General features: G+C 41.5%; 23 protein-coding genes and 1 pseudogene. 9 read left to right on the forward strand and 15 right to left on the reverse strand.

The genetic code is table 11. The features are described 5' to 3' along the window. Positions 1–138: 138 nt before the first annotated feature. The 4 genes from GHD25_RS12715 to GHD25_RS12730 all read right to left on the reverse strand — a co-directional run bounded on the left by GHD25_RS12715 (position 139) and on the right by GHD25_RS12730 (position 6,402). Entirely contained in the window at positions 139–1,314 is a 1,176-nt protein-coding gene (locus GHD25_RS12715) for a saccharopine dehydrogenase family protein (protein WP_164217411.1), read from the reverse strand. A 167-nt stretch (positions 1,315–1,481) separates the two neighbouring features. Continuing rightward, positions 1,482–2,975: an aldehyde dehydrogenase family protein gene (locus tag GHD25_RS12720; RefSeq protein ID WP_164217413.1), complete on the reverse strand. Its 1,494-nt coding sequence runs from the start codon at positions 2,973–2,975 to the stop codon at positions 1,482–1,484. 247 nt (positions 2,976–3,222) lie between these two features. Beyond that, complete coding sequence (locus GHD25_RS12725; RefSeq protein WP_164217415.1) at positions 3,223–4,383, reverse strand: LL-diaminopimelate aminotransferase; 1,161 nt, start codon at positions 4,381–4,383, stop codon at positions 3,223–3,225. Positions 4,384–4,818: 435 nt separating this feature from the next. Continuing rightward, the gene (locus tag GHD25_RS12730) at positions 4,819–6,402 is read right to left on the reverse strand and encodes a Na+/H+ antiporter NhaC family protein (RefSeq protein ID WP_164217417.1); all 1,584 of its coding nucleotides are present in this window, start codon (positions 6,400–6,402) and stop codon (positions 4,819–4,821) included. Positions 6,403–6,706: 304 nt separating this feature from the next. Here GHD25_RS12730 and kynU point away from each other — a divergent pair, with 304 nt between their 5' ends. The 4 genes from kynU to GHD25_RS12750 all read left to right on the forward strand — a co-directional run bounded on the left by kynU (position 6,707) and on the right by GHD25_RS12750 (position 11,143). Further along, positions 6,707–7,948 carry a kynureninase gene (gene kynU, locus GHD25_RS12735; protein ID WP_164217526.1) on the forward strand — a complete coding sequence of 414 codons (1,242 nt, stop codon included), beginning with the start codon at positions 6,707–6,709 and terminating at the stop codon, positions 7,946–7,948. After that, complete coding sequence (gene kynB / locus GHD25_RS12740; RefSeq protein WP_164217419.1) at positions 7,948–8,604, forward strand: arylformamidase; 657 nt, start codon at positions 7,948–7,950, stop codon at positions 8,602–8,604. Before kynU ends, kynB begins: the two co-directional genes overlap by 1 nt. Then, complete coding sequence (gene kynA / locus GHD25_RS12745) at positions 8,588–9,427, forward strand: tryptophan 2,3-dioxygenase (RefSeq protein ID WP_164217421.1); 840 nt, start codon at positions 8,588–8,590, stop codon at positions 9,425–9,427. Before kynB ends, kynA begins: the two co-directional genes overlap by 17 nt. A gap of 372 nt (positions 9,428–9,799) precedes the next feature. Continuing rightward, positions 9,800–11,143: a CoA-disulfide reductase gene (locus tag GHD25_RS12750; RefSeq protein WP_164217423.1), complete on the forward strand. Its 1,344-nt coding sequence runs from the start codon at positions 9,800–9,802 to the stop codon at positions 11,141–11,143. A gap of 1,075 nt (positions 11,144–12,218) precedes the next feature. Here GHD25_RS12750 and GHD25_RS12755 read toward each other — a convergent pair. The 4 genes from GHD25_RS12755 to GHD25_RS12770 all read right to left on the reverse strand — a co-directional run bounded on the left by GHD25_RS12755 (position 12,219) and on the right by GHD25_RS12770 (position 15,749). Then, a complete protein-coding gene (locus GHD25_RS12755) occupies positions 12,219–12,890 on the reverse strand; it encodes a hypothetical protein (protein ID WP_164217424.1) in 672 nt (223 codons plus the stop codon). A gap of 122 nt (positions 12,891–13,012) precedes the next feature. Then, positions 13,013–14,896 carry an ABC-F family ATP-binding cassette domain-containing protein gene (locus GHD25_RS12760; RefSeq protein ID WP_164217426.1) on the reverse strand — a complete coding sequence of 628 codons (1,884 nt, stop codon included), beginning with the start codon at positions 14,894–14,896 and terminating at the stop codon, positions 13,013–13,015. Positions 14,897–14,921: 25 nt separating this feature from the next. Continuing rightward, a complete protein-coding gene (locus GHD25_RS12765; RefSeq protein WP_240452357.1) occupies positions 14,922–15,116 on the reverse strand; it encodes a hypothetical protein in 195 nt (64 codons plus the stop codon). A gap of 69 nt (positions 15,117–15,185) precedes the next feature. Then, a complete protein-coding gene (locus GHD25_RS12770) occupies positions 15,186–15,749 on the reverse strand; it encodes a peroxiredoxin family protein (RefSeq protein ID WP_240452358.1) in 564 nt (187 codons plus the stop codon). Positions 15,750–16,013: 264 nt separating this feature from the next. Between GHD25_RS12770 and GHD25_RS12775 the strand changes: the two genes are divergently transcribed. The 3 genes from GHD25_RS12775 (at position 16,014) to GHD25_RS12780 (ending at position 18,731) form a co-directional block, all read left to right on the forward strand. Further along, positions 16,014–17,015, forward strand: a complete 1,002-nt coding sequence (locus GHD25_RS12775; RefSeq protein ID WP_164217428.1) for a DmpA family aminopeptidase — start codon at positions 16,014–16,016, stop codon at positions 17,013–17,015. Between the two features lie 42 nt (positions 17,016–17,057). Further along, a complete protein-coding gene (locus GHD25_RS20190; protein WP_276207828.1) occupies positions 17,058–17,183 on the forward strand; it encodes a hypothetical protein in 126 nt (41 codons plus the stop codon). Between the two features lie 468 nt (positions 17,184–17,651). Beyond that, positions 17,652–18,731 (forward strand): multicopper oxidase domain-containing protein, encoded by a 1,080-nt coding sequence (locus tag GHD25_RS12780; RefSeq protein ID WP_164217430.1) that lies wholly within the window; start codon positions 17,652–17,654, stop codon positions 18,729–18,731. Positions 18,732–18,893: 162 nt separating this feature from the next. Here the strand turns inward: GHD25_RS12780 and GHD25_RS12785 are convergent, their stop codons facing one another. From GHD25_RS12785 to cyoE, 3 genes are all read right to left on the reverse strand, one after another. Then, positions 18,894–19,124: an excisionase family DNA-binding protein gene (locus GHD25_RS12785; RefSeq protein ID WP_164217432.1), complete on the reverse strand. Its 231-nt coding sequence runs from the start codon at positions 19,122–19,124 to the stop codon at positions 18,894–18,896. Between the two features lie 333 nt (positions 19,125–19,457). Further along, the gene (locus GHD25_RS12790) at positions 19,458–19,736 is read right to left on the reverse strand and encodes a GNAT family N-acetyltransferase (RefSeq protein ID WP_164217435.1); all 279 of its coding nucleotides are present in this window, start codon (positions 19,734–19,736) and stop codon (positions 19,458–19,460) included. Positions 19,737–19,811: 75 nt separating this feature from the next. Beyond that, positions 19,812–20,735, reverse strand: a complete 924-nt coding sequence (cyoE, locus tag GHD25_RS12795) for a heme o synthase (RefSeq protein ID WP_164217437.1) — start codon at positions 20,733–20,735, stop codon at positions 19,812–19,814. Between the two features lie 210 nt (positions 20,736–20,945). Here cyoE and GHD25_RS12800 point away from each other — a divergent pair, with 210 nt between their 5' ends. Together GHD25_RS12800 and GHD25_RS12805 are read left to right on the forward strand one after the other, a co-directional pair. Continuing rightward, positions 20,946–21,143 (forward strand): hypothetical protein, encoded by a 198-nt coding sequence (locus tag GHD25_RS12800; RefSeq protein ID WP_164217439.1) that lies wholly within the window; start codon positions 20,946–20,948, stop codon positions 21,141–21,143. 370 nt (positions 21,144–21,513) lie between these two features. After that, entirely contained in the window at positions 21,514–21,756 is a 243-nt protein-coding gene (locus GHD25_RS12805; RefSeq protein ID WP_164217441.1) for a YozQ family protein, read from the forward strand. 63 nt (positions 21,757–21,819) lie between these two features. On the opposite strand, the gene GHD25_RS12810 is transcribed toward GHD25_RS12805, so the two are convergent. From GHD25_RS12810 to GHD25_RS12820, 4 genes and pseudogenes are all read right to left on the reverse strand, one after another. After that, positions 21,820–23,889, reverse strand: a complete 2,070-nt coding sequence (locus GHD25_RS12810; protein ID WP_240452362.1) for a catalase — start codon at positions 23,887–23,889, stop codon at positions 21,820–21,822. A 61-nt stretch (positions 23,890–23,950) separates the two neighbouring features. After that, positions 23,951–24,247 (reverse strand): hypothetical protein, encoded by a 297-nt coding sequence (locus GHD25_RS12815; RefSeq protein WP_164217443.1) that lies wholly within the window; start codon positions 24,245–24,247, stop codon positions 23,951–23,953. 23 nt (positions 24,248–24,270) lie between these two features. After that, positions 24,271–24,431, reverse strand: a pseudogene (locus GHD25_RS19985) (alpha/beta fold hydrolase); the annotation flags it as partial. Between the two features lie 118 nt (positions 24,432–24,549). After that, positions 24,550–24,957 carry a VOC family protein gene (locus tag GHD25_RS12820; RefSeq protein ID WP_164217445.1) on the reverse strand — a complete coding sequence of 136 codons (408 nt, stop codon included), beginning with the start codon at positions 24,955–24,957 and terminating at the stop codon, positions 24,550–24,552. Positions 24,958–25,156: the final 199 nt, after the last annotated feature.

Here is a 25,156-nt window from a genome sequence, read left to right on the forward strand (position 1 = left end):
CATCCTTAACTTGTGCTTAAAGTCGTTCCGGAATAGACTTTGCTTTCTTCATTGGCACAAGTGAGAAATCCAATCAAAACTTTCTTTGGATCATTCGTTTCATTATTACTTCTTCCAGGTTTTGTCCCGGCCTCAAACTTACTGGGCTTTGACTGCAGCTTGAACAGCATTAAATTTCTCTTTTATATTTACCCCGCGCTTTGCCATTTCCTTAATATAAATATCCCCTGCCACAATCTTTTCAGGCGGGTAGACCCCTCTTTTTGTAATAGTGCCATTTCCAAGCATTTGAGCGACTGCGGAAATGGTATTTGCTGTAGCACGTGCCATTGCAGTGACATTTGTTTCCCTGTCCTTGAAGGTGGTCATTTCATAGACATAGGTGGCAGGTGCTCCGTCTTTTTCGCCGGAAACCGCAACCCGCAGTAAAACTGCATCATCTTTGTCTCCAAGTTCTACAATAGGATCAAGCACTTTCAACAGCACTTCTCTCGGATTAATTTTTTGACCCTTGACATCCACTTCATAATCCATCCGGGTTAAATTCAAATCAACCAGCAGTTTAAACTTTTCCGCATGACCGCGATAGCGTATCGTTTTATACTCCAGTGTTTTCAATTCCGGATAGGACAGAGACAGAGTGGAAGTTCCGCCGGATGTATGAAACGCTTCCAATGGACCAAATTTTTCAAAATGTACCGTTTCCACTTCTGATAAAGAAGGAATTTCCTGTTTAACTCCATTTCTAATAATTAGCGAAGGGTCGGTATAATGGTCAAATACCCCTTCCATGGAAAATACATGATTATATTCAAATGGCGGTTCCGGCTGTACTGGAATGCCGCCTACATATAATTTTATTTCTTCCAGCTTATCAAGTTTTTCGGCACCATAGCCTGATAAAATATTGATCATCCCAGGTGCGACACCCAGATCGGGAATCAACGTTACGTTGGCAGCTGATGCTTCCTCTTTCATTTCCAGCACTTTATCTGTTACATGTCCGATATGCCCGCCGAGGTCCACAGAATGCACTCCTACCTGGATAGCTGTTTTTGCCACGATTTCATTAAAGGAATAAAACAGCGCATTAATAATAACGTCAAATTGGCTCATATAGTCTGCCAAGTCCGCCCTGTCACTTGCATTTACCTTATACGCTGTTAGTTTGTCAGAGTTTAGTTGATCTACAACCTGATGTGCTCTATCCAGGTCAATATCAGCCAGACCGACTGCTGTAACTCCTTCGCTGCTCACTAAATCCCGTGCTGCTTCTTTTCCCATTAATCCAGAACCTAATACACCTATTTTCATTTCCTCAACCCCTATGTCAAAAATTATAAGCCTTTTAATTCTATGTTAAGAAATGCACATTATATGCAAATTCCATAATATCAATACTTTTGAAAGCGCAATCAATGTTTTATAGAGGAATGACCGGAAAACATATTCCGGCCTATTCCTATATTGGATGCCGTTGATTATTCTACATCAATCTGGGCACGCTGCAGCTTGCCGCTATAGTCTACATAGACCGCTTTCCACTCAGTAAATACATCCAATGCCTGCACACCGGAATCTCTGTGTCCATTCCCTGTTCCCTTTGTTCCACCGAATGGCAGGTGAATTTCAGCACCTGTAGTTCCAGCATTTACGTATACAATTCCTGTATCCAGGTCACGCTGGGCTTTGAATACACGGTTCACATCTTTTGTAAAAATAGAGCTGGACAGGCCATAAATTACTCCGTTATTTACTTCAATTGCTTCTTCAAAGCTTTTTACCGGAATAAGAGAAATAACCGGGCCAAAAATTTCTTCCTGAGCAATTCGCATATTTGCAGTAGCGTCCGTGAAAAGAGTTGGTGCAAAGTAGTTGCCTTTTCCATGCTCACCGTCCGTTAAAGCATTTCCCCCGGCAAGCAGCTTTGCCCCTTCATTTTTTCCAATTTCGATATAGCTTTTAATTTTTTCCATGCCTGCTTCATTGATAATCGGACCTACCGTGTTGGATTCATCCAGACCATCCCCAATGGCAAGGTCTTTCATTTTTTCCAGGATTTTTCCTTCCAGCTGTTCTTTTACGTCTTCATGAACAATCACCCTGCTGCATGCTGTACAGCGCTGCCCGCTTGTACCGAAAGCACTCCAGATAATACCTTCGACTGCCAGGTCAAGGTCTGCATCATCCATGACAATAACAGCGTTTTTACCGCCCATTTCCAGGGAGACTTTTTTCAGCTGTCTGCCGCATTCTGCTGCAATATTACGCCCGGTATCATTAGATCCTGTAAAGGAAATAACCCGGATATCATCATGATGCACCATCGCATCCCCTACCTGTGAACCGGAACCGAACACGACGTTCAGCACTCCTTTTGGCAGACCTGCTTCTTCAAAGATTTTTGCAAGCTCATATGCCATCATTGGAGTCTCTGTTGCCGGCTTCCAGATTACTGCATTACCTGCAACAATCGCAGGGAAGGATTTCCATGTGGCAATCGCAATCGGAAAATTCCATGGTGTAATGATCCCCACTACACCTACTGGAGCCCGCTGACTCATCGCAAATTTGTCTTTTAACTCAGCAGGTGTCGTATGACCAAATAAACGTCTTCCTTCTCCGGACATATAAAAGGCCATGTCGATGCCTTCCTGTACTTCACCGCGGGCTTCCTCCAGCACTTTTCCGTTTTCCATCGTCAGCAGCCGGGAAAGTCTTTCCTTTCTTTCCTTCATAATATTCCCGACTTCAAGCAAAATCTCGGCACGCTGCGGAGCAGGCACCAACGCCCATTCCTTCTGAGCTTTTTTAGCTTTTTCTACGGCGTCATTTACATCTGCAGCACCGGATAATGGCACTTGTACAATTTCTTCCCCTGTTGCCGGGTTCATGACGGCAGTTGAATTTTCAACATCCACCCATTCCCCGTTAATAAAATTTTTTAGTTTGTCTGTACCTAATGTTACTGCCATGAAAATACCTCCTTGAAAATATGGATAATATATTTTTGTATTACATATCTGACGGAACGTTTTATCCTGGCAACTGTTCTTGCAGGAACTGAACAGCTTAAGGGAAAACTCCCGCAAACCATCAGCCTTGGCAAACAATCACCAAAGTTACAATCTCATTTGCCAATGGCAACGTTTTCAAAAAATACTATATTTTGAAATATAGAAATGCAAGATTAATAGTTTCAAACCCTGTGTAATGGTTCATTTAAGAAAGCTTTTTCAGCCTTCCTATTACTTCATCCAGCCTCTCTTCCGTAACTGATAAAGCTATTCGGATAAATCCTTCCCCATTGTCGCCAAATGCATTCCCCGGTGTGACAATCACTCCCGCTTCTTCCAGAACTTTATCCGCAAATCCTGCAGATGTATACCCATCCGGCACTTCTGCCCATACAAATATTGTTCCCCTTGGCTTTTCTGTTTTAATGCCAATTTCATTTAATGCAGTATGCAGTTTTTCCATCCGTCTTTTATAAATACGATTATTTTCTTTTACTGCGGAAAGGTCACTTCTCAGCGCAGCTTCTGCCGCCTTTTGGACGGGAATAAACTGAGAGGTATCAATATTGCTTTTTAATGTCGCCAGCGCCTGAATTACTTCTTTGTTGCCGACTGCAAAGCCAATCCTCCAGCCGGTCATATTAAAACTTTTGGAAAGGGAACCAAATTCCACCGCATGTTTCTTGGCGTTTGGGGCCTGCAGCACGCTTGGCGATACATAATCATCGAAAGTGACCAGATCATAGGCCGCATCATTTACGAGCAAAATGTTATTTTTTTCCGCAAAAGAAACTGCTTCAGTAAAAGTTTCAAGTTCCACTGTTGCTGCGGTTGGATTGCTCGGATAGTTTAGAAACATCAGCTTCGCCTGTTGCACTTCTTCCTTAGAAAGGCTGTCATAAATTGGTATATAACCATTATTCACATCCAGCGGGACAGGAACGCTCACCCCTCCTGCAAGATGAACTGCCGTACGGTATACGGGATAGCCGGGATCCGGGATAATGACTGTATCGCCGGGGTTGGCAACTGCCTGAATCAGATTGGCAATTCCTTCTTTTGAACCGATCAGCGCCAGCACTTCTGTTTCCGGGTCCAATGCCACATCATATTGTTTTTTGTAAAATGCAGCTACCGCTTCCCTAAATGACGGCATACCGCTATAAATGGAGTACCTGTGATTTAAAGGACTTTTCGCTTCCTCCACTAACTTTTCATACACAAATTCAGGGGCAGGCAGATCAGGGGCGCCAATTCCCAGATCAATCACGTCTACCCCATTTGCTTCCATTTCCTTCTTTTTTCTCTGAAATTCGGAAAACAAATAAGGGGGTAAACTTTTTACTCTGTCAGAAACAAATGACAACGTTTTACACCTCCTGTACATTTCAATTAATGAAACGTTATTTCATATGTATATCATCAGTATAAAACAATATGCTGAAAATAACAACATAGAATTTTAATATTTTTTTTAATTTACATTTTGATGATGACTATTTTTGCGGATGAATACTAATCCTGCAAAATTTCAGGCAAACCCATAGAAGACATAAACCGGATTAAACTATATACCTGCGCAGTCCGGGCGGCTATAATACTGCAATCCCTGTATACAACTGCCGCATCATCCTCCGGTTACATATATGCAATCGGGAAAGACTTTATACCTCTTGGAAAAACACCTGTATAAAAACTTAATAATGTAACAAACAAGAAATAATGGCGGTACGCTAATACCGCCATAGTGATTTTTTTCTGACAAATAAGTATGCAGCAATCATTTCCTGCATTTTTGAATTTATTTTGCTACGGGCTCTTCCTGTATCAAATCCGAATCATCCGGCTTTTTCAATACAGCGAATAAAACAACGAGTCCCGCCACGACAACAACCAATCCGAGGAATACATTTCCCGACAATCCAAGTACCAAATAGCCCAAGCCGGCAATTCCGGCAGCTGTTAGTGCATATGGTAATTGCGTTGTAACATGATCAATATGCGGGCAGCTTGATCCAGTGGATGAGAGTATCGTCGTATCTGAAATTGGGGAACAATGGTCTCCAAAAACTGCGCCCGCAAGTACTGCAGCCATCATCGGCAAAATCAGGGAAGCATCGGTCGCAGCCGCTATTTGTCCGGCTATTGGAAGCAATATGCCAAACGAGCCCCACGATGTGCCTGTTGCAAAGGCGATAAATCCTGCAATGATAAATATGACCAGCGGAAGCAATGAAAAACTTAGGCTGGATGCCTCCACAACACCTGCCAAATATGTTCCTGTCCCAAGCTGATCAATCAAGTCGACTATCGCCCAGGCAAATATTAATATCAAAAAAGCCGGCAGCATCGATCTCGCTCCTGCAATAATGCCCAATCCAAACTGGTTCCCCTTCAGACTTCCCTTCGCTATATGACGCGAAAATAATATAAAAGTTACCGCCAAAGCAATAAGGCCGCCATAAAGTAAAGCAACTGTAACGTCTGCCTCGCCGAAGACATTAATCAGGGTACGATCTCCTTCAAGCGCTCCCCATCCATTCATATACATAATGGCTGTTACTGCTATAAATAGAACGGCCAATGGAATAACAAGATCACTGATTTTTCTTCTCTCACTGACAGGCAATTCAGAGGCAGTATCTACCTTTTCATCACTGTCCGGATTCAATACCTGCCCTGTTTTAATCGCCCTTTGTTCATGCAGTTTCATCGGCCCAAAATCTGCCTGCTTTATAGCTATGACAAGTATCATTCCAAGCGCGGCCCATACATAAAAATTCATCGGAATGATCTGCAGAAATGCACCAAATGCCGTATAATCCGTTACACTATGTGCTGTTAAAATGGTTCCGATGATCCCGATAATATAGGCGCCCCAGCTTGAAATTGGTGCGATGACACAAATTGGAGCAGCTGTGGAGTCCACAATATAGGACAGCTTGGCACGGGAAATCCGGTTTTTATCTGTCACCGGTTTTGCCACTTGACCGACCGTCAAGCTATTAAAATAATCATCAATAAAAAGTATTATACCGAGTAGCATTGTCATGATTTGAGCGCCTGCCCTGGTCTTCACCCTTTTTATAGCCCAATCGGCAAAGGCCTTTGTCCCGCCCATCATACTCATAAACGCAGTGATAATCCCCAGCATCAGTACAAATAATAAAATATAGACATTCCATGTATTCAGCGCTCCATCGGCGACAAAAACTCCTTTGAACGCTTCCCAAATGGATATCAGAGAACCTATAACATCAAAGCTTTCAATAAAAAATGCCGAGGCAACAACCCCTGCCCCCAATGATAAAATGACCCTTCTAGTCAATAGAACCATAACAATTGCAAGAATTGGCGGCACTAAAGACCAAATCGATTCTGCCATTTGATTCAACCCCTTTGTATATTTTTTAATACGGGATAATAAAGACTTTCTGCGTTTTCCATGTTTCCTGCCTGTACATCAGCAACTAAACTCATTCGTATGCGCCCGTAAATTCCCTCCCCTCCAATTTTGTAAGGGCTTACATAGGTTCGCCTATTTTAAGTATTCTATATTATTTTTAAAATCCCTCTTTTATACGGAAAAACATCAATATTTTTTACCAGCTCTGTTATACTTGGAATGAATACATGTATTTCTGGATGAGGTGAGCAATTTGGATACCAGCAGGAAATATGCTATTTCCATGGATAAAACAGATGAATTAAAAGCATTCCGCAAACAGTTTTATGTAAACGAAGAGATTATTTATTTTGATGGGAATTCATTGGGATTCATGTCAAAACGAGCGGAGTCAGCGCTGGAGAGCTTAAAAGAATCATGGAAGACCTTTGCTATTGACGGATGGACGGAAGGAAAACACCCATGGTTTTATTTCTCGGAAAAACTCGGCTCGATGTCTGCCACTTTAGTTGGAGCAAAATCGGAAGAAGTAATTGTAACCGGGTCCACGACAACCAACCTGCATCAGTTGGCCGCCACCTTTTTCAGGCCGGCAGGAAAAAGAACAAAAATCCTGGCAGATGAGCTGAATTTCCCATCAGATATTTATGCACTGAAAAGTCAGCTGCAATTAAGAGGATTAGATCCTGATGGACATTTAATCCGTGTGAAAAGCAGTGACGGAAATACACTGAAGACAAATGATATTATAGAGCAAATGACCGATAATGTCGCTCTGGTCGTGCTTCCATCTGTTCTTTACCGGAGCGGGCAAATTCTAGACATGAAAAAATTAACAAAAGAAGCACATAAACGGAATATTTTAATCGGATTTGATCTTTGCCATTCCGTTGGAGCCATTCCCCATCATTTATCTGAATGGGGCGTGGATTTTGCTTTTTGGTGTACATATAAATATTTGAACGGAGGGCCGGGAAGTGTCGGTGCGCTCTATGTCAATGAGAAACACTTTAATAAAGAACCCGGGCTTGCCGGCTGGTTCAGTTCATCCAAGGAGTCACAATTTGATATGGAGCATTCGCTGATAAAAGCAGCCGATGCAGGTGCTTACCAGATTGGGACACCGCATATTTTCAGTGCAGCACTATTACTTGGTTCGCTTGAAATATTTCAGGAAGCAGGGATCGAAAGGATTCGCCGCAAGTCATTACATCTGACAGGCTACTTTATGGCATTGATAGAAAAAGAACTCTCTGCATTTGATTTTCATATTTCCAACCCCAGCAATGATAACGAACGCGGCGGGCATGTTTATTTGGAACATCCGGAAGCAGCCCGAATCTCAAAAGCACTGAAAGCAAATGGTATTATCCCGGATTTCCGCAACCCTAACGGGATTCGCCTGGCGCCAGTTGCTTTATATAATACTTTTGAAGAAGTATGGAGGGCAGTGCAAATGTTGAAGACGATTATGGAAGAAAAAAGTTATTTAAAATATGAAAACAAGCGGGGAGTGATTGCATAATGGGAAAATGGATTGATATTTCTCAGCCGCTCACGAATGATATGGCAGTATTTCCGGGGGATACACCTTTTCAATTTTCATTAACGTATACAAAAGAACAAATCGGTTCTGCAAATATTGGGCAGATGAGTGCAAGCCTGCATACCGGCACGCATATTGATGCGCCTTTTCATTATGATTCTGACGGCAAAACCGTGGATGAACTTGACCTGGATAGGTATATTGGAAGAGCAGCCGTATTGGATGTCAGCCATACCGATGTGATAACAGCTGACGTTTTGAGAAAGTCTGAAGTTAATCTGGCACCAAGAGTTTTATTAAAAACCGCTTTACCGAATAATCCAAATCATTTTCCGGATAAAATGCCTGTTTTGCATGAGAATATTGCAGAATTTTTAAAGCTCAATAGTGTCGTTTTGCTCGGAGTTGATACTCCCTCCGTTGATCCGGCAGACAGTAAACATTTGGAAACACATCACGCACTGTATAAGCAGGACATTAATATTTTGGAAAATATTATGCTTGATCATGTGCAGCAGGGTGAATATGAATTAATTGCACTTCCCCTTGCAATTCAAGGAGGGGACGGCAGCCCGGTCCGAGCTGTATTACGGCCGATTTCCGAGAGGGGGTTTGAGCATGGCGAAAGAGAATAAATTTGCTTCAGAAAAAAGCATCCATACCGATTTCAGCAAAAAAATGACTTATGGGGATTATTTGCAGCTTGACTCCTTATTATCAAGCCAAAAAACATTATCCGACCATCATGATGAAATGTTATTTATTACTATTCATCATGTGAGTGAACTGTGGCTGAAATTAATTATCCATGAGATCCAGGCGGCCATTAGTGCAATTCAGAATGGAAATTTGCAGACTTCCTTTAAAATGCTTGCAAGGGTCTCAAAGATTCAATCACAAATTATCCAGGCATGGGATGTATTATCCACTTTGACCCCTGCGGAATATATGGAATTCCGCGACAAACTCGGGAATGCGTCCGGCTTTCAGTCCTATCAATATAGGCTTGTTGAGTTCGTACTTGGTTACAAAACACCGTACATATTAAAGATTTATAAAAACAAACCTGAAGTTTATGCTGTACTAAAAGAAGCTTATGAAGCTCCGGGATTATACGATGTTGCTATACAAGCTATTGCCAAAGAGGGCTTTTCCATTAATAATAGCGTATTGTATCGCGATTTCTCCAAAACCTATGAAAAGGATAATTCAGTGGAAGAAGCGTGGCTGACTATATATAAAAATGTGGATAAATATTGGGAATTATATCAGCTTGGAGAAAAACTCGTTGATATTGAGGACTGGTTTCAGCAGTGGCGGTTCAGGCATATGAAAACCGTGGAGCGGATTATCGGCCACAAAACGGGAACCGGCGGGTCTTCGGGGGTAGGCTATCTAAAGAAAGTGCTTGACCATTACTTTTTTCCGGAACTATGGGGTTTGCGGACAAAAATTTGAAGCAGCTGCGGTTCTCCTTCCGCTTTTGCCCAGGATATAACGCATGTCGGTTACGCTTCTCCTGCCGCATTTGCCTAGAGTAAAACGAATCTCAAAACTAATCCCCGTTTCTGTTTTCCCATTGGATGCAGGGGAGGTATTCCCTGATCATTAGCATTGCCAGTTTTTGCAGCCGTGAAACGGTTGGAGGAAGGACCGAATTTTCTGACCCAAAGTTCACGGTGGAAGCGCTGCAGATCACAGTGAAAATGCCAAGGTTGAGAAGATAAATACCAAAGTTCAAAAAATCACCGCAGTTCACAGCCTCGGCGACTCAATTATGCAACAAGAGTACCGTCAAGCTGTTGAAATCTAAGAAAAGGAGAGATTAAGATGGTGCGCAAAATATTGATTGTTGGAGGTGTTGGCGGCGGTGCCACCGTTGCTGCCCAAATACGCAGGGAGGATAGGAACGCGGAAATTGTTCTCTTTGATAAAGGAAGTCATATTTCTTTTTCCAACTGCGGGATGCCTTATTATATCGGGGATGTAGTGAAAAAAAGAAGCCACCTCTTATTCCCGGAAACGAAATTCAGCAAAAAATATGATGTTGACGTTCGAACGGACACAGAAGTCATATCCATAGACCGGGACAAAAAGCAGATTACCTGCAAAACGGAATCCAATACCTATGCAGAGGGTTATGATACTTTAATTTTAGCGCCCGGCGCTTCAGCAGTCATGCCTGATATTAAGGGAATAGATAATGATAAAACATTCCCGCTGCATACCATCCCTGATATGGATGACATTTATTCCTATATCAAAAATAACGGTCCTAAAACAGTTGCAATAACAGGTGCCGGATTTATTGGCCTGGAAATGGCGGAAAACCTCCACAAGTTAGGTTTAAAATGTACGATCATTGACAGATCCGCCCAAGTATTTAAAGCTGTAGATTCCGATCTTGCGGCACATGTGCAAACACATCTGGAAGAAAAAGGAGTACAGGTTCATTTAAATGATGGTATTGCTGCCTTTTCCGATAATGGCACTACTTTGCATTTAAACAGCGGCAAGACTGTACATTCTGATTTGAATATTATGGCAGTGGGCATAAAACCGAATACTTCTCTGGCAATTGATGCTTTCTTAACCCTGGGCAGCACCGGAGCGATTAAAGTAAATGAATATATGCAAACAGCGGACCCGAATATTTATGCACTGGGGGATGCTGTTGAAACGAGAGATTTAGTAATGGACACAGCAAGGAGTATTGCGCTTGCTTCACCGGCACACCGTCAGGCATATATTATTGCAAGTCATCTGAATAATAAACCGGTGCCATATAAAGGAACACTGGGTACATCTATTATAAAGCTTTTTGATTTGAGTGTAGGGGCAACTGGTCACAATCGCACCTCTTTAAATAAACAGGGGGTTACCTATAGAGAAGCAAACCTGGAGGCCTATTCTCATGCCAGGTATTTTCCGGGATCCGATAAGCTCTGGCTGAAAATATTATTTGATGAAAAAACCGGTACCATCTATGGTGGACAGGCTGCAGGATTTGATGGAGTCGATAAGCGACTTGCCGTATTGGCAACAGCCATCCATGCAAAACTGACTGTTGCCGATTTACCGGAGTTGGAGCTTGGTTATGCTCCGCCATACTCTACTCCAAAGGATCCAATTAATGTGCTTGGCTATAAAGCCGCTGCCAAGCTCGATAATTAGTTATTGAGATTATTTTGTCTGTGAAGGGGGATACTTTTTAGCGTTTATTTATTTTTGAGGGCATGGCATATATAGAATAAGTGCTTTATAACAGTTATATTGAATGGGCACGTTGGAAAGCAGAAAAACATTGCGCCATGTCCTTGAATGTTAATCTCGCGGACGAATGAAGCTGATTTTCCGGGCAATATGTCCTTGAAGAGTGGGCTCGGGGACAAATGAAACAAAAACATGGGCAACTTTGTCCTTGACGAGTGGACTCGGGGACAAATGAAACAAAAACATGGGCAACTTTGTCCTTGACGAGTGGGCTCATGGACAAATGAAACAAAAACATGGGCTATTTTGTCCTTGAGGAGTGGGCTCGTGGACAAATGAAACAAAAACATGGGCAACTTTGTCCTTGACGAGTGGACTCGTGGACAAATGAAACAAAAACATGGGCTATTTTGTCCTTGAGGAGTGGACTCGTGGACAAATAAAGTAAAACCATGGGCTATTTTGTCCTTGACGAGTGGGCTCATGGACAAAAGAAACAAAAACATGGGCTATTTTGTCCTCGACGAGCGGGCTCATGGACAAATGAAACAAAACCATGGGCTATTTTGTCCTTGACGAGTGGGCTCATGGACAAAAGAAACAAAAACATTGGCAATTTTGTCCTTGAGGAGCAGGCTCGTGGACAAATGAAACAAAACCATGGGCAACTTTGTCCTCGACGAGCGGGCTCATGGACAAATGAAGCAAAACCATTGGCAATTTTGTCCTTGACGAGCGGGCTCATGGACAAAAAAAGCAAATGTTCTGGGCGGGATGTCCTTGATAACGATTTCTGGTTTAAAAGCAGAGTTAAATACTTCTAAAATCCCATATCAGTCAATTTTTCCAGTGAAGCTTCCCTATTAAAGTGCTTCTACCTGACATTTGACCGAGATGAATTAACCAGTATACCCACCAGTTCGTATCACAGCCATCAAACCTTAAATAATCCAAAAAATTCCAGCCTCAGTACTGCCCCCCCCCCAAAAGTCACTAACTTTTAAGGGTGCAGTACTCAGCTGGAATCTTTTTCGTTTTATAAATCCTCTTCAAAACGATAAACAAGCCTGTAATTATTTTCATCGAGCAGTTCCGCCACGTGTACACGGGGACCATGTCCAAATACAACTTCATCTTCGGTCATAGCAACAATCATTGCTTTTGTGTTCTGATGTATATCCTCATAAATATCCCCTACTACCGGCTTTAGCGTGTTATCTGTTTCTGCAAGATAACTGATGGATTCGTCTTGAAGCTGCTGTTCTTCAGGAACAAGATTTTTATCATAATAGGCGATTTCCTGACTGGCTTCACTTCTCCCTGGAACCATCACAACATATTCACTATGTTTGACACCATTATCCCTCGTAGTTACTACATTGCCATCTTCTACACTTTCCACTTTTTCAATTTCATTAAGGGAATAATGATCCAGAAAGTCCGGTGCAGGCTTGACAATCAAAATATAATCACCCGGTTCCGGCACTTTATTCTTATCAATCGTGTAGCGTTTTCCATAAAAAATAAATGTATCGTTGTGCTGCGGCCGGTATAGTTCAATCTCACTTGCCCTCGTCAGGATTTGTGTCATATCCTTCAAACGATATAGGTGGACAGATTTTTTTAGAATTGGCTTAACTGAATATACTTTGTGCAATTCATTCCGGTAAAAGACAAACTGCCCTTTCCTGACCTGAAATAGTCTCATTTTGTAACCTCCCGTTATCGCTTAATTATAGTAATCGTTGGAATGCCCTGAAAATCATTTAAGAATGAATCCCTAGCTTTATTTTCCCTATCCATTTAGTAATTTAAACATCAGCCTGACAGTTATTCTTCTTTTTTATTCATTTCCTCTACCAGTAAAGCAAGTTCTTCCCAGCGTTCCATTTTCCTCTCGAGCTCTTTTTCTGTAACCTGCTGTTCGGAAAATAACTCCTGTACTTTTTCCGAATTACTGCCTGCTTCCCCAATCTCCGTTTGTAACCGGTCAATTTTCATTTCCAATTCCATAATATGATCTTCAATTGTATTCCATTCTTGCTGATCTTGATAGGAAAGCTTTTTCTTTTGCTTTTGTTTTCCTTTGTCACCTGTTTTTTTCAGATTCTTTTTCCCGGTATGGACGGGAAGCTCCTCCAAATAGGCACTATAATTGCCATAGAATACATTTACTTTTCCTTTTCCTGCAAATACAAAAAGTTTATCCACCGTTCGATCCAGAAAATAACGGTCGTGGGAAACGGTAATGACAACACCGGGAAAATGTGCCAAATAATCTTCCAGTACACTTAATGTTTGTGTATCCAAATCATTTGTCGGCTCGTCCAGCAGCAGCACATTCGGCTCTCTCATGAGAACTTTCAGCAAGTAGAGGCGCCGCCTTTCCCCGCCGGATAACTTCCGGATGAAGTTCCACTGTTCTGCTCTTGTAAATAAGAATCGTTCCAGCATCTGCTCGGCAGTAATCACTTCCCCATCTGCAGTATGAATAACCTCAGCCTGTTCCTTGATATAGTCAATGACCCGCTTTGTCCCGTCCAGTTCTTCCTCACCTTGTGTATAATAGCCAATCTTAACCGTCCGGCCTGTTTCGATACTTCCCTCATCTGGTGAAATCCGCTTTGCCATCAGGTTTAAAAGTGTTGTTTTACCGGTCCCATTTGCACCAATTATTCCTATTCTGTCCCCCGGAATAATAATATGGCTAAAATCCGCAACCAGCTTTTTGCCGTTGTAGCCTTTGCTGATATCATTCAATTCAAGCACCTGTTTTCCAAGTCGGGCAGCACCTGCCTGAAAAGCAACAGATTCACTTTTTGTGTGAAACGTTTTTTCCTGCATTTTCTCTATTCTTTCTTTTCTGGCCTTCTGTTTTGTGGAGCGTGCACGTGCTCCCCGTTTTAACCAGGCAAGTTCCCGTCTTAATGTATTTTGGTGCTTAATTTCATCACTGGCCTCCAGCGCTTCCCGTTCCGCTTTTTTCTCTAAAAATATTTCATAATTCCCATCATACTGATACAGGTTTCCTTTATCCAGTTCGAAAATACGATTGGTTGCCCGGTTTAAAAAATATCTGTCATGTGTGATTAGAATAAAGGAACCTTTGTAAGACTCTAGATATCCTTCAAGCCATTCTACGGTTTCGTTATCCAAATGGTTTGTCGGTTCGTCAAGCAATAACAGATCAGCAGGCTGCAGCAAAGCTTTTGCCAGCGCTACGCGTTTTTTTTGCCCCCCGGATAAAAAACCGACTTTATTGGCAAATTCAGTAATACCTAATTTTGTCAAAATAGTTTTCGCTGTGGTATTGGCTTCCCACGCATCAGCTTCATCCATTTTTTGCTGCATCTTCAGCAATTTATCCTGTGCTGATTGATCATCCGGCTGCTGTTGTAATTGCAGCAATGCTTGTTCATAATCTCGCATGACCTTCATGATGATAGTGTCACCATAATAGATTTGTTCCATTACGGTCAAATTGTCATCCAGCACTGGCTCCTGATGTGCATATTCTATATGATAATCCTTAGGGTGTTTTACTTTTCCCTGCTCGGGCTGCTCCAATCCGGCAATAATTTTTAATAATGTCGATTTCCCTGTGCCATTGACACCAATTAATCCAATTTTCTCCTGTTCCCTTATAGCGCATGATATGGAGTGAAACAATACTTTGTCCCCATATGATTTATGTATATTTTCAATCGTAAGCATGCTTCATTCCTTCCCTTATATCCCTTCATTTTGGGTTTTTTCTGCTCCTGATCCATTCCTTCACAACTACTACGATTAAAAATAAAAACCAGGATGTTACAATATAATAGATAGCCCTGGCATAAATGTTCATTTGGGGAAAAAAGGCAGTCATTCCCGTCCAGATTACTCCGATCACCGCAAGCTGTATAACCAATAATTTAATGATAATCTCCCCCACGAATAAATAATAGCCTATCCTATATTTTATCCTACTGCATCATAATTTTCCACCTGCGGGACGGTGCTGCTATTTTATTTTCTGCAGTTCCTGCAGCAGCCACTCATAATTCATGGCTCCAAATGCTTTATACTGAATTTTCCCATTTGAATCAAGCATGTAAGTAGTCGGTATTGGCTGAATTCGGTATAGCTGGCTTACACTGGCATTTTCATCTAAGAGGATTGGAAATGTAAGTTCGTACTCACGGACAAATTCGCTCACCTTTTTTGCCGAATCCTCTGAATATGTTAGATTTACCGCCAAAACAATGACGTCTTTATCTTCAAACAAACGCTGGATATCCGGCATTTCTTCCCTGCACGGACCACACCAGGTTGCCCAAAAATTAAGCACTACACGCTTCCCCCGAAAGTCGGATAACCGAACTTCTTGCCCATCCAGTGTTTCCACCCGGAAATCCGGAGCCATATTACCGACTTCCGTTCCCTCCATCACTTCTTCTTTATTGCCATTCTTTATAAAAGCAGCATTTTCTCCTTGTTGTGCGCCCGATGAATCAAATGCAACAATGGTGAACAACGTAATTACCATCAAAACGGGCATGAATACATGCCAATTTGTGATTCTCAAATGAAAACCTCCTCGTTTTTATTCCTATTGTTGCACCTGCCAGCGGAAATCATACGGGCAGCATTCAGTAAACTTTGCTTCTGATGAGCCCGAAGTAATGCCTGGCCTTATAGGGTACCATCTGCAAAGTTTTAAAACTTATTAAATACCAAAAACCGATTTCATCTAATACAGTTTTATTGTTATACTGGTATGATAAATCGGTTTCGGGAAATCTATATTTGTTATAGGGGAACAGGTGTTATTTTAAAGGAGATGAACACGATGGTTTTAGAAAGAGGTAAAAAGAACTGTATTACAGATATTGAAGGAATAAAAGTCGGGCATATTACCTTATATGAAAAAATAGATGAGGAAACTACGGTGTGCACTGGAGTGACCGCCATTCTGCCACATAGCGGGGACCTTTTTGACAAAAAGCTTCAGGCTGGAAGTGCGGTGATTAACGGATTTGGCAAAACAACAGGATTAATTCAGGTGGATGAACTCGGCGAGCTGGAATCGCCTATTATGCTGACTAATACATTCAGCGTAGGTGCTGTTTGGCAGGGCACCTTGCAATATATGATCAACAGGAACAAAGCAATCGGCGATACGGCGAGTACCGTTAATATTGTAGTTGGCGAATGCAATGATGGCTATTTAAACTCCCTCCACCACCAGGCCATTAAACCGGAACATGCCATGGAAGCACTTGAAAATGCCAAGACCGATCCAGTAAAACAGGGGGCGGTAGGTGCAGGAAAGGGAATGGTCTGTTTCGGCTATAAAGGGGGCATTGGAACAGCATCACGCATAGTATCCGCAAAAAATGAAAAGTATACGGTCGGCTGCCTTGTGCTGAGCAATTTTGGAAAACGGGAAGAAGCCTTATTTGCCGACTGGAGCAAAACAAAGCTGGATACACCGGATGGATCCATTATGATGATTATTGCAACAGATGCACCGCTGCATAGCCAGCAGTTAAAGAGACTCGCAAAACGCTGTGCTGCCGGGTTAGGAAGAGTGGGCAGCAATATTGACCATGGAAGTGGAGATATTGCCATTGCATTTTCCACGGCCAGTACATACGGCGATCAGGCAGAAACCCCGTTGGAATCTATCAGTTACATCCGGAATAATCATGGGATAATGAATCAGCTGTTTCAAGCCGTGATCCAGACAACGGAGGAAGCTATCATTAACTCCATGAAATATGCTGAAACAACCTACGGCAGAAAAGGACGTTTTGTGGAAAAAGCACCGCTTATGATGAAAAAAGAATGATGAATTTGGTGAAAAGTTTTCCTGTGAATTATGAGGAAGGTTATGGAGACATTTTGGCGGCGTTTTCAGGGGGTTTTATCTTCAGGAGCTGTTATTAAAGATATTTTTGCAGCGTTTTCAGGCAGTTTGTCTTCAAGGATGGCTGCTATTGAGACATTTTCCCCTTGATTTTTTATAAAAATTGTCCACTATAATGGTCTTAAGGAAGTTTGGGGGAAATTACCACAAGCGTGGTCTTACTGAACCCTGTCTTCATAAATTTACTCCAGCCACAGCATAATGCTTCTTGTTTATCTAGGTTCATCAACTTGCCGGATTGACAAGACTGCCACTGGAATTATTGTGATTAATTTCACATAATGTATATCAATTTATATTTCTTTATGCTTTTCATTATATTATCATTTACAGGTTTACACTATATTCACTATGTCAAACTTTGTTCATATTTACCCATTAATTTGTGATTCAAATCACAAGCAGAAGGTGCAAAATCAAATATACTAGAATCAGAGATAAGAAAGAGCCATTCAGTCAAGCAGATAACAAATACAGACAATAGACCAAATTTGATTGAGTGGATAAAAATAAAAAACCTTATCTTTAAACAAAAAATAATCTTATGAGGTGATTATTATGTTGAAGAATAAAATGGGTTATGTGATCGCCGGTCTAATTGCTGCTGTACTGATGTTATCTGCCTGCGGGGAATCAATAGATGATGCGAAAGTATCCGAAGACTTAGAGGATTCCATTGAACAAGTAAATGCTGCTGAAGAGCAGGAGACTGAAGTTATTGCTCCACACCAGGATTTAAATCAGGAGCCTGTGCCTGTAGAAATGGAACGTGATGGTTCAGACGTATATATCACCATGACTTCCCAGATTACGGATATTGAAATTGCACCGGGTGAATTTTATAAAGCATGGACCTTTAACGGAGAAGCTCCAGGCCCTCTAATTGAGGTAATGGAAGGAGACACGATCCATTTCACTATGGAAAACCTTGACCCTGCCATACCGCACAGCATGGACTTCCACGCTGTTCATACAGCACCGGATAAAGGATTTGCCGATGTCGCTCCAAATGAAGAAGGAACTTTCGTCTATCCAGCGACAAAACCAGGTGTATTCATGTACCACTGTGGTACAGATCCGATTCTTTCCCATATTGCCAATGGTATGCACGGAGTAATCATCGTTCATCCCGAAGATGGATACCCGACAGATAATGAAGTAGACCGTGAATATGTGCTTATTCAAAACGAATGGTATAAATATAATGACTTGGATGACATGACAAATGGGGAACCTTCTCAGGTTGTATTCTCGTCCAAAACCCTGAATGGCGGGGATCAGCCGAATACAAACGGAACAGCCACTGCACTGCAGGACGAACCATTGCTTGCAAAAGTCGGCGACAAAGTCCGCTTCTATATTAACAATGTTGGTCCCAATGAAGTAAGCTCCTTTCACGTTGTAGGAACGATCTTTGATGATGTTTATATCGATGGAAATCCTGCCAACCATATGGAAGGGATGCAGACAGTATTGCTTCCGGCAAGCGGCGGGGTCGTTGTAGAATTCACAGTAACGGAAGAAGGACAATACCCGTTTGTTACCCACCAGTTCAACCACGCCACAAAAGGCGGCGTTGGAGTGCTGAAGGTAACAGAAGATGGATTGGATGATGGTGCAGAAGTAAGCGGACATTAAAATTAGAGCCTGTCAGCATTTCACGATGCTGACAGGCTTTTTGCCGGAAAGGCCAAATAACTAAATTTTTCAGACCTGCTTTGCAGGGAATTCCCACATTTAAGCGGGTCACTGTTTTTAAGCCCGGCAGGTTATTCAGTCAAACAGATCAAATCAGCAGACCTAGTCTTCGTCCTTTACATCCACATCCTCAGGGATAGGCTCATTTAAATATTCCTGAATCATGACACGATATTTTTCCATTTGTTCAAAATGTGTATTAAACTGTTCTTTATTAATTAAAAACTGTTCCCCATCATGTATTGCCCGAATTCTTCTCTCCAGCACCAGCGCCCTGATTTTTGCTTCTTCTATGGATAAATATTCTGCGATCTCCGGAATTGTAACATACATGATTTCCAATCCTTTCGTTAAGATTTAATCTTCCGGCCATTTATACTATATCACGGAAAACAGTATGAGATGTTATAAATATTGCTTATTTTTCCTTAAAGTAACCTCAATTTGCAAGTCTTTTAGTAAATGCCTTGGTTTTATCCTCAGACTATAAGTTTAACTTGCTCTGCCCGCTTCGTTCGGATTGCAGTACAATGATACCCCGCCAATCATAAACTATTGGGACTGCAGTTCATCGGTTCCCATCGCATCATGCTGATAGTTTATTCTTAAATTGCAAAAAAATAACAGAGCAGGCCGCAAAACCGCTCTGTATTTATTTCAACATACCTAATCAACCAGTATATCTTTATGCTCCGGTGTTTTTTCTATTTTGCTTTTGGCATAAGGACATAAAGCAACAATTTTGCTGTCCTGTTCACGGGCATGCTTTACTACCCTGTCCACTAATTTTCCGGCCATCCCCTGTCCTCTTAATTCATTCGATACATAGGTGTGATCAATGACAAGGTTATTTTCGTCGGAAGTATCAAACGTAATTTCCGCCAAAGGATTCTCCTCATCCTCGCCGACGTAAAATTTATTCCGGCCTTCTTTAATTTCTTCCATGGTTATTCCTCCTTGGATATATATCTTTACCCTTATTTTCCTGCTATCATACTTTTTTATTTATTAAATATAATATTATCCCTGAAACATCGGCAAAGTTACTGCGATTACCATGAGAAAAATGAGCAGCAAATAATTGACGGAATACAGAAAGTTCCAGCGGGCCCATTTCACTACATCTTTTACAAAGAAACCGCTAATCGCTATGGCAAGCCAGCCAAGATTCAAGAGCGTTGCTATAATAATAAACGTTATTCCAAGCTGCGCCAAATAAAATGGTAATGGAAGTAAACAGGCAATGTAAACAACCATTTGCCGCTTTGTCACTTCAACCCCATGAACAACCGGCAGCATCGCTACGCCTGCCGCTTTATATTCATCATATTTTCTGATCGCAATGGAAAATGTATGCGGCATTTGCCAAATGAACAGGATAAGAAACAAGATAATAGGAACGATATGAAATGCAGAATCAATTGCCGCCCATCCGATCAACGGGGTAACTGCCCCCGAAAGACTGCCAATTATGGTATTAAAAGTATATTTCCTTTTTGTCCACATGGTGTATGGCACAACATACAAGAACCAGCCGATAAAAGCATAAATTGTTGCTTCCCATGTTGTAAATAATAAAATAATCAGACCAAGAATACTTGCAATTATTCCGGTTGCCAAGACAGTATTCATAGAAATATTCCCAGTTACAGTGGGCCTATTTTTCGTTCGCTGCATTATCTTATCAATATCCACGTCATACCAGTTGTTTAACACTAAAGCACCGGCCATCACCAGCGTACTGCCAATCATGGTAAGTAAAAATAATACCCAATAATCCGCAAAAGCATTATCCGTAAAATATAGTGCAAGCCAAAAACCCGAAATGACGGGAAGTACGTTTGCAATTAAGACGGTTGCTTTAAAAAGGGATCTGAGATCGGTCAAAATGGTCGTTTTTTTAGTTTGACTGGAATTTCGTACAGTTTTATCCTCATAGTTCATATATTATCCTCCTGGAGCAGGTAAAAAACATAAAATTTCAGTAATAATAACTATCATATCATGGATTAAAAAGGGACGACAGTAATTGGGCGGGGGAGATTTTGCCATGGATAACGTGTTTTATAAGAATACAGCACGACAGCATATAAAAGGTAAATGCATAATTTCCCAATCCTATTCTGATGCTAAAATCAAAAGGAGCTGAATAGCATGAATGAAAAAGAACGTCAGGAAATTGAGGCTGACCCCCATTTTGATGGTTCGCGTGAAGGTGTTCTGAACGATTCCACGGGAGCACAATATGGAATAAGTATGGACAAAAAGTCGCTGCACCCTGAAGAAGTCAAAGAGGTCAGGGAAGAGAATACAAAGAAACATGTAAAAAATGATAAGGAGGGGTCAATTTAATAAATAATGATTCCTCATAACTAAATTGCACTAAGAAGAATATACTCTCTTATTTTACGGTTTAGTATTTTTAGGGAAAATGGGAAGGGAGAATAAGAACTGGTTCATCCATTTAAACAGTTCTTTCCTCTCCCTGAGCTGTTTTTTCAGCATTATTTATTGGCTGCCTATTAAGACCACGAGATGTTATTGAACATGCAGAGAGAGCCATAGACCTGTCCGGATCAGTGAAAAATGAGTGGTATTGCACAGCTCGAAAATATAGCAGGTTGAAAAAGGCATCCTGTTTAGAAATGCCCTGAAATTGTCTGGCTCCCGCATAATCCCACCCTGCTATGCAAATCATAAGAAAGTAAAGGAGGACGATAAAATGGGCAATAATCAACGTGAAAGAAAATCCACGGAAAATTCCAGTAAGATAGCGGATAAAACATATGATGTCTCGGACTATGAAAGCAATGAAAGCGTGGATAAAGGTATGGCCATTACCCATGAACAGGTCTCTGACAACTATATGGAAGGGACCATTGATGGGAAAATTGATGAGGTAGATGGTAAAGGTAAATTAAAAACACATGATGGGCAGCTACTAAAAAGAAAGAGACCTGAATAGGACAATGGACAGGTACCTCGTGCCGATCAGTTTCAATGTGGCAGCGTGCACCTGTCCGTCCTCCTAAGTTCGGTTCCAAAAGCGCTGTTTGGCGATTGCAGCTACAAAATCTTCCGCAAAGTCCGGATTATTCGCAGCAAAAACAACCCCTGCTAAATTATTTTCACTTGATGCTTTGATATAATTATTGGCAGTTGTTGCAACACCAATCGGCTTATAATTTTTATAGGCCATCGTTATAAATTCATTTATATCAGCTTCGAATTTTGCCTGGTTGCTCGTTTTCCCCCCGACAACATACAGTGCGTCATACAGCACGGAATACTTGGTTAAAAATGTTTCGTTCACTTCAATTTGAGTACCGTCTGCTCCGGTCACCATCCCAAGTTCTTCACTGATGATGTCCATAAACACACCATTTTTCTGCAATACATACAGTGTATTTTTTACTTCTTTCCCATGAAAGCCATTACCAATCAGCACCCCTACTTTTTGGGTGGCGGCGAGATGCGGTGTATTCAGTTGGCTGAGGGAAGGATAACTTGTTTCCACTGGTACATGGTTTGTCTGGGGAGGATTTACACCTAATTTTTCCGCTAAAACCGACCCCAGACCTTGATCGACATTAGCCCACATTTCCACATTTTGCTGTCTGACTGATTTACTTTTCACATATTGCAGGTGAAAAGTCAGACATTGGGTCAGATCCTGCTTCTCAATGGATGATAAACTGTTCCAAAAAATTCTTGGCTGTGAAAAAAAGTCATTGAATGACTCACTTGGAACTTCCCTGGTAACATGACCCTCCACATTTTCAGGATAATTGACATATCCGCCTTCCTGGAAAGTGGATTCCGACGGTGTGTTTCCAGCCAGCGAATTATTGTGGTAATGAACAGAATCCACATCAATCCGGTATCTTGAAAAGCTGTCACGCAGATTAAAGTTCTTTTCATTAATCGGTTTATTTATAGGTATTTCATTAATATTGGCGGTACGCTGACGGTATAATTCCGTATCCCTGTAAGCGATGCTTCTCCCCTGTAATACCGGGTCGTTCGTAAAATCGATGCCTGGAACTACATGGGCGGGATCAAAGACAGACTGCTCCTCCTCCGTAAAGAAATTATCCATGAGACGGTTCAATGTCATTTTACCTATGATTTGAACAGGAATTTCTTCCTCCGGCCAAAGTTTCGTATTATCCAATACATCAAAATCGTACTTGAATTCATCCTCCTCGGCAATAAGCTGAACTCCCAGTTCATATTCGGGATATGCTCCTTTATTAATTGCTTCGATAATATCCCTGCGGTGGTAGTCAGGATCTACCCCGCCAATCAGATTGGCCTCATCAAGCAGCAGGGAATGAACCCCGAGTTTAGGCACCCACTTAAACCTGACAAAGGTGGATTTCCCCTCTTCATTAATAAACCGGAACGTATTTATCGGCCAGCCTGCCATCATACGCCAGCTCCTCGGACGGCCACGCATCGACATAAGCCACATGACCATATGGGCTGCCTCCTGGTTATTCGCAACATAATCCCAGAAATTATTATGGGCTGTCGTTGCCTGCGGAATATCGGTAACCGGATTCGGCTTGGCAGCATGGACGACATCCATGAATTTCATGGCATCCGCTACAATAAACACAGGAAACTGAAGGGACAACGAATCATAGTTCCCTTCTTCCGTATAAAATTTTACAGCGAAACCGCGGATATCCACTGCGGTATCCTTCGATCCCCTGTTACCCTGAAAGGTGGAAAAACGCGTAAATACAGGGGTTTTCCTCCCAGCTTCCTGCAGGAAATGAGCTTTCGTCAAATGCCTTAACGACTTATAAGCCACAAAATCTCCATGCACTGCAAACCCTCGGGCATGCACAACTTTTTCAGGTATTCGCTCCCGGTCGAAATGAGTAATTTTCTTATAAAAATGAAAGTCCTGCAATAAACCTGGACCGCGTCTCCCCGCCCTTAGCGATGTCCGGTCATTAGAAACTTTCACACCATGGTCATCAGTCATTTTCTTTCCGGGACCTGTATTTTTCCTTTTGTACCAATCAAGCTGTTCGTCTTTCTTGTTGTCTTTCCTTGCCCCTTTCTGTTTATCTTTATCCTTATCCACTTCATCACCTCTTTCTCCCAAAATATAAGGCTCCCATTAATAATATGTGTGCAAAACAAAATTATTCTTGTTCATCGTATACGAAACCTACATTATACGATGGACAAACCATATGTATGCCTATTATTTGGAAGAATTTGAAATTAGGGATCGAAAATACGTAAACAGGCAAAAACACCGGATGCTTGACGTCTTTATAAATCCGGATTTTCGTGTATAGGATTAATAACGCAGCTGCGGCTCTCAAGTTTATTTTAATCAATCCGCCCGATGCGTTAGTGCGGCTTTTTGAGAATTTAATCAGCTTCTTATCCGTTTTTACAGCATCCTTGCCAAGCCAAATTAATTGACCCCCCACGTGTCTAAAAGACTTAACTCCGAGGATGGTCCTCCCGCAGACATAGCAAGTACGTGCCCCTTTCCGATTTTTAAAATGTTTAAAAGTTTATGGTAAAAATTGCATGTGCAGTGGCAAGACTTTTTCCTATTTCTTTTGATGCAGCTCCATAACCTGCTCTTGATGGCGCGGTTATCGAGTGACCATTTTATGAATGCTTCCTATCCGAATATCCTTGACCCACTTTACTGCTTCCGCAATCTTCAACGCAAACTTTATTCAAACTTAACCTGCACCTTTATTGATCCAATGTCTCTCATCATTTATAAGGTATAGGATCGGTTCATTAGCACGATGCGCCATCCGTCCGGGTCTTCTATCGTTACACCCTGCTCTTTCCAATAGTCATTTTCGGGTTCGACTTCCTCATATCCCATCTTTTGCAGCCGATCGGACACTTTTTTGATTTCATTCCGGTCCCTGATGTAAAAAACCATTAGATTATCTTTAGTCGGAGCAGGACAGGGACTTCCGTCAATATGTCTCGTAAATTCCAAATGATAGTCCGTATCCGGAAATCCAAAAATGACCCCTTCATATCCTCTATGACCTTGAAACTGCTGTATTTCCGTCAATCCCAGACCATTTTTATAAAAGTCAATAACCTCCTCAAATTTATCTGTAGGCCTGGCTATTCTTACCTGTGCAGCTGTAAAATCATTGAATTTCATGAGTAGACCACCTTTTCAATAGAAAAATAGAATATATTAATGTAAATATTTTTTTAGTAGCTTAACCTCCAATTATAAACTGTATTAAAGGGAGCTTACGATTTTTAAAAAGGCAGAAGGTGTTCCATCAATAAGTTCAGTGCCCATTTTCTTATAAAAACCTGCTGAACCATTTATTCTTCTCCATTTTATAAAAATA

Source organism: Virgibacillus aidingensis (genome assembly GCF_010994035.1).
GTDB lineage: Bacteria > Bacillota > Bacilli > Bacillales > Amphibacillaceae > Virgibacillus_N.